The sequence below is a fragment of the Salinicoccus jeotgali genome (assembly GCF_055379195.1).
In genome coordinates, this window is sequence record NZ_AP043830.1 from 302,548 (window position 1) to 317,759 (window position 15,212).

Annotated in this window: 17 protein-coding genes and 1 pseudogene; 14 read left to right on the forward strand and 4 right to left on the reverse strand. The window is 43.5% G+C overall.

The genetic code is table 11. The features are described from left to right. Positions 1-34 precede the first annotated feature (34 nt). From ACZ43I_RS01515 to ACZ43I_RS01540, 6 genes and pseudogenes are all read left to right on the forward strand, one after another. The gene (locus tag ACZ43I_RS01515; protein ID WP_464761327.1) at positions 35-880 is read left to right on the forward strand and encodes an IS3 family transposase; all 846 of its coding nucleotides are present in this window, start codon (positions 35-37) and stop codon (positions 878-880) included. A 452-nt stretch (positions 881-1,332) separates the two neighbouring features. After that, positions 1,333-2,783, forward strand: a pseudogene (gene aldA, locus ACZ43I_RS01520) (aldehyde dehydrogenase). A gap of 58 nt (positions 2,784-2,841) precedes the next feature. Then, positions 2,842-3,753 carry a cation diffusion facilitator family transporter gene (locus tag ACZ43I_RS01525; RefSeq protein WP_344703317.1) on the forward strand — a complete coding sequence of 304 codons (912 nt, stop codon included), beginning with the start codon at positions 2,842-2,844 and terminating at the stop codon, positions 3,751-3,753. Positions 3,754-3,959: 206 nt separating this feature from the next. Next, a complete protein-coding gene (gene desA, locus ACZ43I_RS01530; protein ID WP_344703318.1) occupies positions 3,960-4,979 on the forward strand; it encodes a Delta(5) desaturase DesA in 1,020 nt (339 codons plus the stop codon). An 83-nt stretch (positions 4,980-5,062) separates the two neighbouring features. Further along, positions 5,063-6,193 carry a sensor histidine kinase gene (locus ACZ43I_RS01535; protein WP_344703319.1) on the forward strand — a complete coding sequence of 377 codons (1,131 nt, stop codon included), beginning with the start codon at positions 5,063-5,065 and terminating at the stop codon, positions 6,191-6,193. Further along, on the forward strand, positions 6,190-6,789 hold the full coding sequence (locus ACZ43I_RS01540; protein WP_344703320.1) for a response regulator transcription factor: 600 nt from the start codon (positions 6,190-6,192) through the stop codon (positions 6,787-6,789). The genes ACZ43I_RS01535 and ACZ43I_RS01540 overlap by 4 nt, the downstream gene beginning before the upstream one ends. Positions 6,790-6,800: 11 nt before the next feature. On the opposite strand, the gene ACZ43I_RS01545 is transcribed toward ACZ43I_RS01540, so the two are convergent. After that, complete coding sequence (locus ACZ43I_RS01545) at positions 6,801-7,283, reverse strand: metal-dependent hydrolase (RefSeq protein ID WP_344703323.1); 483 nt, start codon at positions 7,281-7,283, stop codon at positions 6,801-6,803. A 286-nt stretch (positions 7,284-7,569) separates the two neighbouring features. On the opposite strand from ACZ43I_RS01545, the gene ACZ43I_RS01550 reads away from it, so the two are divergent. After that, the gene (locus ACZ43I_RS01550; protein WP_344703326.1) at positions 7,570-7,764 is read left to right on the forward strand and encodes a YwbE family protein; all 195 of its coding nucleotides are present in this window, start codon (positions 7,570-7,572) and stop codon (positions 7,762-7,764) included. A gap of 36 nt (positions 7,765-7,800) precedes the next feature. Here the strand turns inward: ACZ43I_RS01550 and ACZ43I_RS01555 are convergent, their stop codons facing one another. Then, positions 7,801-9,261, reverse strand: a complete 1,461-nt coding sequence (locus ACZ43I_RS01555; RefSeq protein ID WP_344703329.1) for an MDR family MFS transporter — start codon at positions 9,259-9,261, stop codon at positions 7,801-7,803. Between the two features lie 117 nt (positions 9,262-9,378). On the opposite strand from ACZ43I_RS01555, the gene ACZ43I_RS01560 reads away from it, so the two are divergent. Then, a complete protein-coding gene (locus tag ACZ43I_RS01560) occupies positions 9,379-9,549 on the forward strand; it encodes a hypothetical protein (RefSeq protein ID WP_344703331.1) in 171 nt (56 codons plus the stop codon). Between the two features lie 80 nt (positions 9,550-9,629). Beyond that, on the forward strand, positions 9,630-10,616 hold the full coding sequence (locus ACZ43I_RS01565; RefSeq protein WP_344703333.1) for an acrylyl-CoA reductase family protein: 987 nt from the start codon (positions 9,630-9,632) through the stop codon (positions 10,614-10,616). Between the two features lie 49 nt (positions 10,617-10,665). Here ACZ43I_RS01565 and trhO read toward each other — a convergent pair whose 3' ends face one another. Further along, positions 10,666-11,622 carry an oxygen-dependent tRNA uridine(34) hydroxylase TrhO gene (trhO, locus tag ACZ43I_RS01570; RefSeq protein WP_344703335.1) on the reverse strand — a complete coding sequence of 319 codons (957 nt, stop codon included), beginning with the start codon at positions 11,620-11,622 and terminating at the stop codon, positions 10,666-10,668. A gap of 259 nt (positions 11,623-11,881) precedes the next feature. On the opposite strand from trhO, the gene queC reads away from it, so the two are divergent. The 4 genes from queC to queF all read left to right on the forward strand — a co-directional run bounded on the left by queC (position 11,882) and on the right by queF (position 14,241). Continuing rightward, on the forward strand, positions 11,882-12,535 hold the full coding sequence (gene queC, locus ACZ43I_RS01575; protein WP_425568394.1) for a 7-cyano-7-deazaguanine synthase QueC: 654 nt from the start codon (positions 11,882-11,884) through the stop codon (positions 12,533-12,535). 1 nt (position 12,536) lies between these two features. After that, on the forward strand, positions 12,537-12,953 hold the full coding sequence (gene queD / locus ACZ43I_RS01580) for a 6-carboxytetrahydropterin synthase QueD (RefSeq protein WP_344703339.1): 417 nt from the start codon (positions 12,537-12,539) through the stop codon (positions 12,951-12,953). Continuing rightward, complete coding sequence (gene queE, locus ACZ43I_RS01585; protein ID WP_344703341.1) at positions 12,950-13,669, forward strand: 7-carboxy-7-deazaguanine synthase QueE; 720 nt, start codon at positions 12,950-12,952, stop codon at positions 13,667-13,669. The genes queD and queE overlap by 4 nt, the downstream gene beginning before the upstream one ends. A gap of 83 nt (positions 13,670-13,752) precedes the next feature. Further along, the gene (gene queF / locus ACZ43I_RS01590) at positions 13,753-14,241 is read left to right on the forward strand and encodes a preQ(1) synthase (protein ID WP_344703343.1); all 489 of its coding nucleotides are present in this window, start codon (positions 13,753-13,755) and stop codon (positions 14,239-14,241) included. Between the two features lie 30 nt (positions 14,242-14,271). On the opposite strand, the gene ACZ43I_RS01595 is transcribed toward queF, so the two are convergent. After that, entirely contained in the window at positions 14,272-14,556 is a 285-nt protein-coding gene (locus tag ACZ43I_RS01595) for a hypothetical protein (RefSeq protein WP_344703345.1), read from the reverse strand. A gap of 109 nt (positions 14,557-14,665) precedes the next feature. On the opposite strand from ACZ43I_RS01595, the gene ACZ43I_RS01600 reads away from it, so the two are divergent. Next, positions 14,666-15,166 (forward strand): GNAT family N-acetyltransferase, encoded by a 501-nt coding sequence (locus ACZ43I_RS01600; protein WP_344703347.1) that lies wholly within the window; start codon positions 14,666-14,668, stop codon positions 15,164-15,166. Positions 15,167-15,212 lie beyond the last annotated feature (46 nt).

Consider the following 15,212-nt stretch of genomic DNA (forward strand, 5'->3'; position numbering starts at 1 on the left):
TCCCAGTCACACGCTCCACACTGCCATCACTACGTTGCATAATGAAGGCTATGCCATCTCTGAATTATGCCATACGGCAGGCATCTCAAGACAAGCGTATTATCAATATCAGAAACGCCCCGTGCCACACGCTGAAGCAGAGAATGACACAGTGGCCAGTGCGATTGCCGAAATCTATGTTGAAACGGACGGCATCTATGGCTATCGTCAGATGTGCCATGCGGTCAACAAAGCCTTGAGGACGGGGTATAACAGGAAACGCATCTATCGGCTGATGACACGGATGGGCTTGAAATCGGTGACCCGGATCAAAAAGAAACAATACGTCCCCCACACACCGCAACAGGTCGCTGAGAACGTATTGAACAGAGATTTCCACGCAGCCCATGTGAATGAGAAATGGCTCACCGATGTGACTGAATTCAAAGCGCTGAACGGAGAGAAAGCCTACTTGAGCGCGATCATCGATCTGTACGACAACAGTATTGTGGCCTACAAATTCGGCCGTTCAAACAATAATCAGCTTGTTTTTGATACATTCACTTCTGCGATTCAAAAGCACCCGCAGGCAACGCCGCTTGTGCACAGTGACCGTGGCTTCCAGTACACCTCCTACGGCTTTAAAAAGATTCTGGATGCCCAGCAGATTCAACAAAGCATGTCCCGCGTCGGAAGATGCATCGATAATGGCCCGATTGAAGCATTCTGGGGAAAAATCAAATCGGAACGGTTCCACATCAGACGCAAGCAGAAGTACTATGCGGATTATCAAACAATTATAGAAGACATTACACGCTATATTGAGTTTTACAACCACCACAGACCGCAACACAAATTCAAGGGATTGAGTCCGCTGGAATTCAGGGCATTGGCGGCATAGAAAAACGCCTGAGAATCTCCATTCTCAGGCGGGAAACATTTATATTATTTCATCTGTCAACTTGGTAGGGTTCAGATCAGATCCCGGAAGTCTTTTTTCATATATCGAGCTTTTATCAATCGAATCAAAACATTCGACGTTTAGACACAGTCCGGTCCCACTGTTAGAATGGTTTTAGAAGTTTGTCTGTAGCCATTGAACTGGAGAAAGATGAGTGAGGACAAATGGAGTTCAGATGAGGAGGTTAGTTTCATGAAAGCAATCAAGCTATTGATGGCCGCCGGCATGACACTCATGCTGTTGACCGCATGTGGTACAGGAGATGACGAAGAAGAATTCAATAAACAGCAGACCATCAATGACTATTGACGATAGACATGCCAACTATTAGAAAAGTTTAAGACATTCCAGTTAAGGGAAGATGGTTATAAACATTTCTAGGAGGCGTTGTTGTGCAGGAACATAAATTGTATATTAACGGACAATACGTCGAATCATCCGGTAATGAATGGCTCGACATCATTAATCCGGCAACAGAAGAAAAGATTTCTAAAACACCAAAAGGTACTGAAAAAGATGTGGATAAAGCTGTAGAAGCGGCATTCAATGCCCAGAAACAGTGGGAAATGACTCCAAACATTGAACGCGGTAAAATTGTACGCAGGCTAGGCGATGAGATCGAAAAAAACAGGGACAGATTTATCGATATTCTTCAAGAAGAGCAAGGTAAAGATTATGAGTTGGCAAGCGGAGAAGTAGACCTTGCCATAGACTATTTCCGATATATGTCTGAATGGGCGAGAAGGATTGAAGGGGAAATCGTTCCAAGTGACCGCCCCAATGAGAACATCTTCATCTATAAAAAGCCGATAGGCGTCGTGGCGGGCATCATACCATGGAACTTCCCGATTTTCATTTTGGCAAGAAAAGTCGCTACTGCTCTTGTAACCGGTTGTACAATCGTAGTGAAACCAAGTCAGCATACACCTAATACAACAATGGAATTTACAAAGCTTGTACATGAAATGGAAGATATACCAAGTGGTGTATATAATGTTGTGACAGGCGTCGGCTCTGAAATAGGCAATGCATTGGCTACTCACGAGAAGGTCCATATGGTGACCATGACAGGAAGCATTCCAGGTGGTGCAAAAGTGATGGAAGCTGCTGCGCAGAATATCACAAAAGTCAATTTAGAGTTAGGTGGAAAGGCACCAGCAATCGTGACGAAAAATGCAGATTTAGACCTTGCAGCAGAAAATATAGCAGCATCACGACTTGCGAACAATGGCCAGGCATGTACAAACGCAGAGAGGGCTTATGTACATGAAAGTGTAGCCGCTGAGTTGACTGAAAAACTAAGAAAATATTCGAATCTAAGAAAATCGGTGATCCGCGTACAGACAAAGAAATCTCAGTTGGACCTTTGGTTAACCAGGAGCGCCTCGAAACTGTAGATGAAATGGTGCAGGAAGCAATCAAAAGCGGGGCTGAAGTGGTCACAGGAGGCGAGCCTGCAGAGACGGATGAAGGGTTCTTTTATAAACCGACCATATTGACTAACGTCACCCACCAGTCAAATATAATGAGCGATGAAATATTCGGTCCAGTGATTCCCATCTCTACGTTCAATACACTGGATGAAGCGATTGAAAAAGCCAATGATACAGTATATGGCCTTTCGTCTTCAGTCTATACAGAGGATTTGAATGAGGCTATGCGTGTAGTCAACGAAATGAAATTTGGCGAAACTTTTGTTAACCGTGAAAACTTTGAAGCGGTGCAGGGTTATCATGCAGGAATGCGTCAGTCGGGCCTTGGAGGTGCGGACGGCAAGCATGGAATGGAAGATTTTCTGGTGACTCAAGCAGTCTATATGCAATACAAAACGGATGATAACTAGTTAATTGGAGGGGCCATGGATTAGATATCCATGGGCTCTTTTTAAAGGAGGCGCGCTGATGGCGCACGATCATACCCATAACGCCAATAAAAAAGTGCTCCAGATTAGCTTCTTCATCATTGCAGGATTTATGATTGTAGAAGCAATTGGAGGGTTTTTGACAAATAGTCTTGCCCTGCTATCTGACGCAGGTCATATGCTGAGTGATGCCATTTCCTTAGGTGTAGCAGTGCTGGCATTCAGATTTGGCAGTAAATCGGCAGATTACAGTAAAACCTATGGCTACAAGCGTTTTGAAATACTTGCAGCCATTTTCAATGGGGTAACACTTATCCTCGTTTCTTTATATATATTCTTTGAAGCCTACCAGCGTTTTACAGATCCGCCGGAAGTAGCTTCAACGGGTATGCTCATAGTCGCCATCATTGGCTTATTGGTCAATTTGGTCGTAGCTTGGTTGATGATGAGGGGCGGTGATACTGAGGGGAACCTTAATATCAGAGCCGCATTCATGCATGTGATGGGAGACCTCCTCGGTTCAATCGGAGCAATCATAGCTGCACTCCTGATCATGTTCTTCGGATGGGGGGTTGCAGACCCCTTGGCAAGTGTGATTGTCGCAGTGCTGATTCTCTTCAGTGGCTGGAAAGTAACGAGATCATCGATACATGTACTGATGGAGGGCACACCGGTTGATATAGATGTCGTTGACATCATTAAAATCCTGAGAGAAGATGATAGGGTCTTAAATCTCCATGATCTTCATGTGTGGAGTATCACAAGCGGCCAGCATGCCCTATCCTGTCACGTGATAGTAGATGGAAAAAAAACTATAGCGGAGAGCCAGTTACTGCTTGATGATCTGGAAAAAAGGCTGATAGATGAAGGGATAGGACATGTTACGATACAAGTTGAAAGTACGGACAACCCACATGATGAAAATATATTGTGTAGAGCACTAGAGGAATAAGGTCATGCATGGATCTAAGGGAGATGGAGCATAGCAAAAATTGTTATGCTCCATTTTTATATGCTTCCGCAAAAAAGCTTCCCAATGAAGAAAGTTATAAAACAATGACAAATGTCATATATTTTTGCTGACACCTGATTCTATTTATATGGTTGTTCCCATTATAAAATGAATTTAACTAGAATAATGGGAAAGAAGGTATACGGATGACTAAAGAAAAACAAGCTCAACTCAGAAAAGCGGTTATGCCTTATGCAAAATCACAGACAAAGACTAGTATAATCCAGATCCTCAATACAATCGTGCCATTTTTTGTATTGTGGTTCCTAGCCTATCAATCATTAAGCATTTCTTTCTGGCTCAGCCTTCTATTCAGCTTGGGAACAGCTGGATTTATGATCAGAACATTTATCATATTCCATGATTGTGCACACCAATCTTTCTTTAAGAGTAAGAAATGGAACAGTATATTGGGCACGTTCACCGGTGTAATCACACATTTTGCTTATGAAAAATGGAAACGTGAACATTCCATTCACCATGCAACCAGTGGGAACCTTGATAAGCGTGGTATTGGTGATATCTGGGTCATGACCGTTGAAGAATATAAGGAAGCAAGCAAAAGTGAGCGTCTCAAGTATCGCCTCTACCGTAATCCGCTTGTCATGTTCGGGCTTGGCCCATTATCACTGTTCCTCTATGCGAACCGCTTCAACCGTAAGGGAGCAAAGAAGAAAGAGCGTATGAACACGTATCTCATCAATGTTTCCCTATTGGCCATTTACACGTTGATTGGTTTTACTTTGGGCTGGCACGTCCTTCTGCTTGTCCAACTTCCAATCATCTATTTTGCAGGTGCACTGGGCATTTGGCTCTTCTATGTCCAACACCAGTTTGAAGATTCATACTTTGAAAATGAATCCGAATGGGATTATGTTAAAGCAGCAGTCGATGGCAGCTCGTATTATAAACTGCCACGTTGGTTGGAGTGGATGACGGGCAGCATCGGCTATCACCACGTCCATCACCTCGCTCCTAGGGTGCCGAACTATCATCTCGAGCAAGCACATGAAAGTACACCGCCTCTACACCAGGCGACAACCATCACATTGAAGTCCAGCCTTGAATCGATCCGGTTCCGCCTGTATGATGAAAAAAATAAGACTTTTGTCGGCTTCCGCGAAATCGAAGAGAGATTAAAGCAGAACCGCACGAGCCTCCAGTAGAAACCAATCCCCCACCATGGGGGATTTTTTAATATATAATGCCGATAAAACTGTTACACTTGAATAAAATGAGGGGGATCAGCATGCGTGACTGGTATCATATATTTCCAAGAAATACAGGGCTCAGTCTATATATATGGATTATTTTGTGCATACTCCCATTTTATTTTATATTCCGTTCGAACTTATTGGCGGAAATAGTGTTTGGTATTGTCATGACATTGCTTTTCTTTACGATATATTGGCTGACATTCAACACCAAGGGTCCGCTTGTATACATTGGGCTCAGTATAGAAATACTCATCAATATTGTCATGACGATTTTATATGGATATGTATATTTCGCACTTTTTATCGCGTTTTTTGTAGGCAATATAAAAAGTAAGGCGGGCTTCGTCTCAATGTATGTCATTCATCTCGTAACGACAGCAGGAGCCATAGTGACAGGTTTTTTCTATAACTATAGCCTTCTTTTCAGCCATCTGCCATTCTTGATTATGACAGTGCTTGCAGTCACACTCATTCCTATCAATCAATATAATAGGCTCAAACAAGAAGAGTTGGAGTCTCAGTTGGAAGATGCAAATCTCAAGATAGCTGAACTAGCAATCGTCGAAGAACGTCATAGAATTGCCCGAGACCTCCATGATACACTTGGTCAAAAATTATCCATGATCGGATTGAAGAGTGAACTGGCCCATAAGTTAATGGCAAGGGACCAGGAAGCTGCCAAGGAGGAGTTGGCAGATATTCAAGTGGCATCCAGGCAAGCATTGAAGGAAGTGCGTGAGATGATCAGCAATATGAAGAATGTCGCACTGTCGGAAGAGGTCACCCACGTCAAAGAACTCATGGATGCTGCGCAGATCAGTTATGACATCAATATTGATGGAGAACTTGATCACATTCCCTTACTGGTGGAGAATGTGCTGAGCATGTGCCTGAAAGAAGCGGTCACAAACGTTGTCAAACATAGCCGCGCGCACTTTTGTGCAATAGAGATCATTGAGACCAACAAAGATATTTTCCTCAAAGTCATGGACAATGGGGAGGGTAAAGAAGAAAATTTCGAAGCAGGCCACGGGATCAGTGGTATGCGTGAACGTTTGGGCTTTGTAAACGGTGATCTCCAGATAATCAATAACATGGATGGATTTGAAATCAATATTACGGTACCGAAGATATTGAAACAGATTGAGGAGGAACAAGCGTGATCCGGATTGTAATTGCTGAAGATCAAAATCTATTGAGGGGTGCGCTTAGCGCATTACTGGATTTGGAAGATGATGTAGAAGTAGTGGGGCAAGCAGAAAACGGCAAGGAAATATTGGGCCTAGTTGAACGGGAAAGGCCGGATATCTGTTTGATGGACATTGAAATGCCTGTCATGACAGGACTCGATGCTGCAGAACAGCTTCAGGAAGCAGATTGTAAAGTCATTATACTTACTACGTTTGCCCGGCCAGGCTACTTTGAAAGGGCTAAGAAGGCGGAGGTAAGCGGCTACTTGTTGAAGGACAGCTCCAGTGAGACTCTGGCACAATCAATAAGGCAGATTATGAAAGGGAAAAAGGTATATTCTCCTGAACTTATTGATATAGCTTTCGAAGCTTCCAATCCGTTGACTGACAGAGAAAAGGAGATCATCCAACGTCTCAGAGAAGGAAAAAGCACCAAAGTGATCGCTAAGGAATTATATCTCTCGAATGGGACGGTCAGAAACTATATATCAATCATATTGGATAAGATGGGTACAAAAAATCGTATTGAAGCAATATCGAAAGCACATGATAAGGGATGGCTCAAGTAGAATGGAACAACCTATAGATAAAACCATGCTATATATTTAAATATGTAGTACCAGCACACGAGGGTGAGTATACTGAGGAAAAACTTCTCGATCCGCCCACCTGTCTTTACAGTGATGGGAAAGCGGATTATGATTGGCAACGGGAAGAACAAACGAATGCCATTATGGGTGGCCATATCAAGAAGGTAATGGCTGATCATTCCAGCAAGAAGACCGTATTTTATAAGATCGCCCGAGAAAATCTGATCAGTGATGAGTGATATCAGAACAAGGAATAGCAGGCTATGTGTGACAGTCCGATGCCCGAACAGCAGATTGATGAGTTTTGATAGGAATGGGAACTGGCGGCCAATCTTACTCCCGCTATGGCATATGTCCGGCAATAACGCGCCCACTATACCTGCTGTGGCTATGATGAAAGGGTTCTCGCTGATGCCATAAGATACTGCAAGACTTGCTGCGATGCCCCCGACTAAGTGTGTTTTTCCAGTCATTGCTGTTCCCTCCTAAAATGCAGTCAGATGAATATTATAATACAATTTGGTATTATTTTCCCGACAATCACAGAAAAATTTAATGTATTCTCTACGTACCAACGCAAAGTAAGATTATTTCATGGGTTTGAAGGGAATATGGTGATGAACTGTGCAATAATAGCTGAGCTCATCAAGAACGTATGTAGGGGTATAAAAATGCAGAAGCAGTAATCACTGACTAGCTCCTGTAGAAATATGAGTATAATAGAGGACAGACGAAACAATAGAAAAGGAGCATTATAATATGGATGGAACAAATAGAGTAGATATCAATATAGGCAGCACAGTTAAAGTGGTGCAGAAACATCATCAGAAGTCTGGACAATTGACTGAGGGAAAAGTAGCGAGGATTTTGACCAATTCTCCAAACCACCACCATGGTATTAAAGTAAAGCTTGAAGATGGGACTGTAGGTAGGGTCAAAGAAATCGAATCGTAAAAATAAGCGCCTGTAAAGGCGCTTATTTTTATAGAGTCATATATGATCAAAATCATCAGGGGATCCCCGGTAGACGCGGAGTGCAAGGAATACGGCGACAAGTGAGAAAAGGAAGGCGATGAAATAAACGAGTTCTACTCCGGCAACCATCGCCTGGTCAATAATCTCAGGGTCATCAGGTCGTTCTGAAGCATTGAGGTAGGCAGCTTGTCTGGCATTCAATATACTGATGAATACAGATACTCCAATGGCGCCGGCCAGCGGCTGCAATGTTGAGATGACAGCTGTACCATGAGGGTATAAATCCTTAGGCAATTGGTTCAGACCATTTGTCTCGACTGGCATCATGATTGCAGAAACCGACACCATCAGCAGAATGAAACTGACGATGATCGTCCAGATTGAACTGTCCACATCCAGTCGACTCATCGTGAACATTGTCACAGCGAGTATGATGGATGCAGGTATCATCAACGGCCGGGGGCCGAACTTATCGAACAGACTACCCATGAATGGGGATAGGGCACCATTCAACAGGCTGCCTGGCAGCAGTAACACTCCTGCAGTCGCTGCACTTAGCGCAAGCGGGCCCTGCATGTAGATCGGAAGTATAATTTCTGACGCAAACATCGTCATGATGATGATCAGGAACATGAAAGCAGCTTGACGGAACATGGGATATTTGAAGACTCTCAGATCCATGATCGGATCATCCAATTTGAACTGGCGCCATGCGAAGAGGGCGATTCCGAGAAAACCGATCAATATGGTCCCGACCACTTCAGGGTTCAAAAATCCGGCTTCACTCTGTCCAGCGGAACTGAAGCCATAGATCGTCGCTCCGAACCCGACTGTAGAGAAAAGGATGGAAAGCAAATCAATTTTAGGCTTTGTGACTTCTGAAACATTAATCAAGAAGAAATAAGCAAATGCTATTGAGAATAAAGTGAAGGGTATAACGGAGATGAACAAGAATCTCCAACCAAGGTATTCTACAATGATGCCTGATAGCGTCGGACCGATTGCGGGTGCAAACATGATTACGAGACCGATGATTCCCATAATTTTCCCTCTGCGATGGGGCGGATAGATGAGCAGGAATACATTGAAGAGTATCGGGATCAACATCCCGGTACCTATTGCCTGAATAAATCGTCCAAGTAGAAGGATGCTAAATACAGGTGCAGAAGCTGCTATCAGCGTTCCTACGGTGAATATGATCATAGTCCCCAAGAACAGTTGGCGGGTGGAGAACCACTGTATCACCAGTGCAGAGATTGGGATCACCACACCCATGACGAGCATGAAGCCTGTAGCCATCCATTGGACAGTGGGTAGAGTGATATTGAATTCTTCCATAAGGGTCGTAAACGCGATGTTAAGCAGCGTTTCATTTAGTATGGCAAAAAAAGCACCTATGATGAGCGACAGCATTATCGGGAGCGTTTTAACATCCGGGTTTTCAGAAAGGTATTCATAATTGGCGTCGTTCGTCATGGTCAGCCTCCTGATTATGTATTGGAACAAATTGCTTCAGTCTATGTTCACATTCCAATATAATATTATGTATATATGATATGTACAAGCAGATAGACTTACGTGGAGGAGATAAGTATGCGCTGTGGAACGAAATGTTTTATCGTCACTATAGAGATGGGCCAGCAGACATTTGTCGAAGAAGTTGGAGCAAGGAGTCAGACAGAAGCAAGAAAAATGACAAGGCGACACTATGGAAATGAAGCTAAAGTGAAAAGGATCATAAAAAAAGACGGGCTGATGAAATAACTATACATGACGCCGAAGTAAACGGGTATATATGTATTGGAACTTAAAAAAACTACACCGTCCAATAAGGAGGATTACATATGGAAAGATTCAAGGCACTTGTTGCAGATAAACAAGACGATAAAATGGAAATGAACATTAAAGAGTTAGGCATGGAAGATTTATCAGAAGGAGAAGTAGTCATCCGGGTAGCCTATTCAAGCGTCAACTATAAAGATGGTATGGTGGGTGTGACAGGCGCTATAGCTGAAACCTTCCCGATCATACCCGGCATAGATCTCGCAGGCACCGTTATCTCTTCAGAGGATGATCGATTCAAAGAAGGGGACGAAGTGATTGCGACAAGCTATTATATCGGCACACGCCACAGTGGTGGATTCAGTGAAGTTGCACGCATACCCGCTGATTGGGTGGTGCCGCTTCCTGAAGGATTGACTAAAAAAGAAGCAATGGAAATCGGGACTGCCGGTTTTACTGCAGCATTATCGATCCAGAGGCTTGAAGATAACGGGCTTGAACCAGGAGATGGTGAAGTACTGGTGGATGGTGCCAGTGGTGGTGTCGGTAGTATCGCCATCAATATGCTTGCAGGCAAAGGATATGACGTAGTTGCAAGTACAGGGCGTACAGAAGAAGCGGAATATTTGAAGTCTCTCGGTGCCCGGAAGGTCATCCATAGGGATGAGGTGACTGATACAGACGGAAAATCTACACGTAAAAGAAGATGGAGGGCGGCCATCGACCCAGTGGGGGGCAAAACGCTCCAGTATATATTAAGCAGTTTGGACTATGGTGGTTCTGTTGCGACATGTGGGCTTGCAGGAGGTGTCGAGGTTGAGACTACAGTACTCCCATTTATTTCCCGGGGAATAAACTGGCTAGGCATCGATTCGGTGAAGTACCCGATGGAAAAACGTTTAGAAGTGTGGGAAAGGTTGGCTGGTGACATGAAGCCAGCAGCTCTTGGCACACATATCGCGCATGAGGTGACGCTTGAAGAGTTGCCTGATACGTTGCGAGATATTTTAAATGGAAAAGTGAGAGGACGCGTCATAGTAAGATTATAGAAACAGTGCCCTCCATCCTGGTATAGGATGAAGGGCACTTTTCATTTATCTATTTGGCATAGGCTTCTTCTTCAAGCTTCTTGATTTGTGCTTCAACATACTCGGGTGAAAGGTCATTTTCTATAATATATCTATTTCTTGAGTGCTTACTGCATTCCAATGAACAGCCACCGAGATGTTTCGCCTCGTTTTCTTCCGATGCAAGAATCTGGTCGTTGCAATCCGGATTGGCACAGTTGATATAGCGCTCACAAGGCGTGCCGTCGAAATGGTCGCGCCCCACGATGTTATGCTCCACCTGGTTGACTGGAACTGTCAATCTTTCATCGAAGACATACATCATACCGTCCCAGTTTTGACCTTTTGCGACAGGATCTTTTCCGTAGGTAGCGATGCCTCCATGGAGTTGACCGACATCTTCAAAACCCTCACGTTTCAACCATCCAGAGAATTTCTCGCAGCGTATGCCCCCGGTGCAATATGTCAGTATGCGTTTGCCTTCAAGCATATCACGGTTTTCTCTTACCCAGTCAGGTAAGTCGCGGAATGTTTCAACTTCCGGACGTATGGCGCCGCGGAAATGACCAACATCATATTCGTAGGTATTCCTGGCGTCGAGCACGATTGTGTCCTCATCCTGCATCTGCTCAAGAAACTCTGCAGGTGCCACATATTCACCCGTCATCTCACGTGGATTGATATCATCTTCCAGACTCAGATTGACGAGCTCAGGTCTCGGGCGTACATGCATTTTCTTGAAGGCATGACCTTCTTCCTCATCAATTTTGAAGGTGATTCTTTCAAAGAGTGGGTGCTCCTTCATATATGCCATATACTTTTCAGTATCCTCCACTGTGCCGGACACAGTACCGTTGATGCCTTCTTGGGCTACAAGTATGCGGCCTTTAAGATCCATGCTTCTACATAGTTCAAGATGTTCTGAAGCGAATGCTTCCGGGTCCTCGATGTCAACATAATAGTAATACAGTAATACTTGATATTTCATTGTCTTTTCCACCTATCAATTATATTTGCAGGATATACCTGATAGTTGCATGAACTGTTCATGCAATACTTCATTATACCAATAACCCGCCTGATTTTAAAGTCTCCCTTATAAAAATGGATATTCATGAAAGTGGCAGTATGATAGGAGCAGAGAATTAACATCTTGGACATGATTCGATAGATTGGATAGTGGAAATTGCTTATAAAAATTGATAAAATCATATAATTGGATATTTAGTGATGAGAGGTAGATGGCTATGAATAGGAAAAAGGCACTTGTTGTTTTCTCGGGAGGTCAGGACAGTACAACTTGCATGTTTCATGCAATGGCCCATTACGATGAAGTAGAGTTAGTCACTTTCAATTATGGGCAACGTCACAGCAAAGAGATCGAAGTGGCAAAAAGTATAGCGGAGGAACAAGGGCTTAAACATCATATATTGGATATGTCATTGCTTGGCCAGTTGAGTCCTAATGCCTTGACGGCACATGATATGGAGATTACGAAAGAAGCAGACGAAGAGATGCCGAATACGTTCGTTCCAGCCAGGAACATGCTGTTTTTATCCTTCGCGACGGCGCTAGGTTATCAGATAGGCGCCGGTACAGTCATCACGGGTGTTTGTGAAACAGATTACAGCGGCTACCCTGACTGCCGGGATATTTTTGTAAAATCGATGAATGTAACGGCGAACCTGGCCATGGATAGCAACTTCGTCATAGAAACACCGCTCATGTGGCTCGATAAGAAGGAAACATGGGCTATGGCAGATGACTATGGCAAGTTGGAATATGTACGGGAAAAGACATTGACTTGCTACGAAGGGGTCATCGGCGATGGATGCGGAGAATGCCCAGCCTGCAGGCTTAGAAATGAAGGGTTAAATGCCTACTTGAACGAAAGGGATTGAGATGATGAACTACAATACTCCGATGCATGACTATACATTTGAACTAAATAAAGACTTCAATTTTTCTGCTGCCCACTATATTCCTGATGAGCGGGCAGGGAAATGCAGTAATGTGCATGGCCATACGTATCATGTGAATATTACAATTGCAGGAAACGAACTGGATGATCTGGGCTTTCTGGTTAATTTCGGGGAGCTCAAATCACTGATAAGTGGTGCATTTGATCACACGCTCCTTAATGACCATGAGCGTTTTAGGGATGTACCCCCAACTTCAGAAACGGTGGCTAAAACGATATATGAAATGGTGACGGAATATATATCCGGATTGAATAACAATCCGGTGTGTCTACAAGTTATTCTGAGGGAGACACCAACAAGTTATGTCGTATACCGCCCTAAAAAGGAGATGCGATGATGAAAGTCCCAGTACTGGAAATTTTTGGCCCGACATTCCAAGGGGAAGGTGCTGTAATCGGACAGAAGACCATGTTCGTCAGAACAGCAGGGTGTGACTACAGCTGCAGCTGGTGCGATTCGGCATTTACTTGGGACGGGTCTCAAAATGATCGTATTCGAATGATGACAGGAGAAGAAATTTTAGAAGAACTAGATGGCCTTGCGCCAAACAATTATAGCCACGTTACTATTTCCGGTGGGAACCCCGCTCTGCTGAAAAACATGGCCGGCTTTGTGGAACTTGCCAAAGAAAGAAATATTCAGATGGCTGTAGAAACACAAGGTACCGTTTTCCAGGAGTGGATGAAAGATATTGACGATGTCACCATCAGCCCAAAACCACCAAGTTCCGGCATGGTTACAGATTACGAAAAATTGGAGAAGGTAATGGCTGGGTTGAATGCTGGAGGCGCCTGCTATAATTTCAAAGTGGTGGTCTTTGATGAACAAGATTTTGAGTATGCTGCACATATTCACGAGAAATATCCTGACGTTGCATTCTACCTGCAAGTAGGCAACCCATTCCTTGGAGATAATGTTGCAGATCATACCAGCAAATTGCTCGAGCGTTATAACAATCTAGTAGATATGACTATGAAAGACCAGAGGATGAATGATGCCAAAGTACTTCCACAGCTGCACACATTACTTTGGAGCAATAAGCAGGGTGTATAACGAAATGGAGAGGTTCTTAGCGCTACCCTCTATAAAAAACTGAGGCATACAGCAGATGGCTGCATGCAAAAAGGAGTATTACAATGCATAATGAAAACACTAAAGATTTGAGCCTCTTGGGGAATCAGGAAGTGAAATACGACTTTGATTATAACCCTAAACTTTTGGAGACGTTCGATAACAAGTATCCCGACCGGGACTACTTTGTAAAATTCAATTGTCCTGAATTCACCACGCTTTGTCCCATCACGAATCAACCTGACTTTGCGACTGTCTATATCAGTTATATACCAGATGTGAGAATGGTTGAAAGCAAATCATTGAAATTGTACCTGTTCAGTTACAGGAACCACGGCGGCTTCCACGAGAGCAGCATGAATCTGATTATGGATGATCTTGTTGAACTTATGAATCCGAAATATATAGAAGTGTGGGGCAAGTTCACCCCGCGGGGAGGGATCTCGATCGATCCATACTGTAACTATGGCCGTGCAGGAACCAAGTATGAAGAGATGGCTGACTACCGCATGATGCACCACGATATGTACCCAGAAAAAATAGATAATCGATAAGAATAAAAAGCGCCCTGATGGGCGCTTTCTTTATTCAGATACAGTTTGATTGGTCTTGTTGAATGTAATGATTTTGTACAAATGATATATCGCCCCGTAAAGCACTAGCAAGGGTGTGATGATGAGCAATAGGAAAAATAGAGTGCCTCCAAATTCACGTAAGCCGAAATTCGAGAAAAACTCCTGTGTAGCAACATCCTCTAGCGGCGGATAGAATACAAAGATGTAGATTAAAGTAATGACTGCAAGTGTGAATATGTAGAAAATCATATTGGTGATATGGTAGGGCACGGTGTACTTATCGAATTTAAACATATTAAAAAACCCCTCTATATTCATTCTACAGATATTATACACTATAATAGAGCTATGTGGATATCAAAAATTGAAAATGATGAATTATGGAAAAATTAGGAGGTATAATATGATCAGACAAGCAGAAAAAAAAGATTTGACTCGGGTTATGGAGATCAAAGAAGCGGTGGTCCCCCTGATGGTTGCTGCAGGGAATACCCAGTGGAGCTCGGAGTACCCCAATGCCCAGCGGTTCAACAGAGATATAGAGTCAGGAACTTTGTATGTCTATGAATCGGACGAAGAGATAGCCGGGTTTGTGGTGGTGGATGATGAGCACCCTAAACCTTATGAAGAAATATCCTGGGAAGTGGAAGCTTCACAAGCGAAAGCAATGCATCGTATGGCAGTTGATCCCGGAGTGCAGGGACAGGGTATCGCGAGGAAGATGATGGAGGCGATAGCAGAGGTACTAGAGCAACAAGGTATCAAAGGCATTCATACAGACACTTCACTAGAAAATGAACGGATGCAGAAACAATTTGAGCGTAATGGCTATCATTACAGAGGTAAGCTCCATCTCGATGATAATATAGAGGACTGGTATATAGCCTATGAAAAAACATTTTAGCATTAGTGGATGCATTATATTGTTTTTTTAACTTGCTTAGATGGTG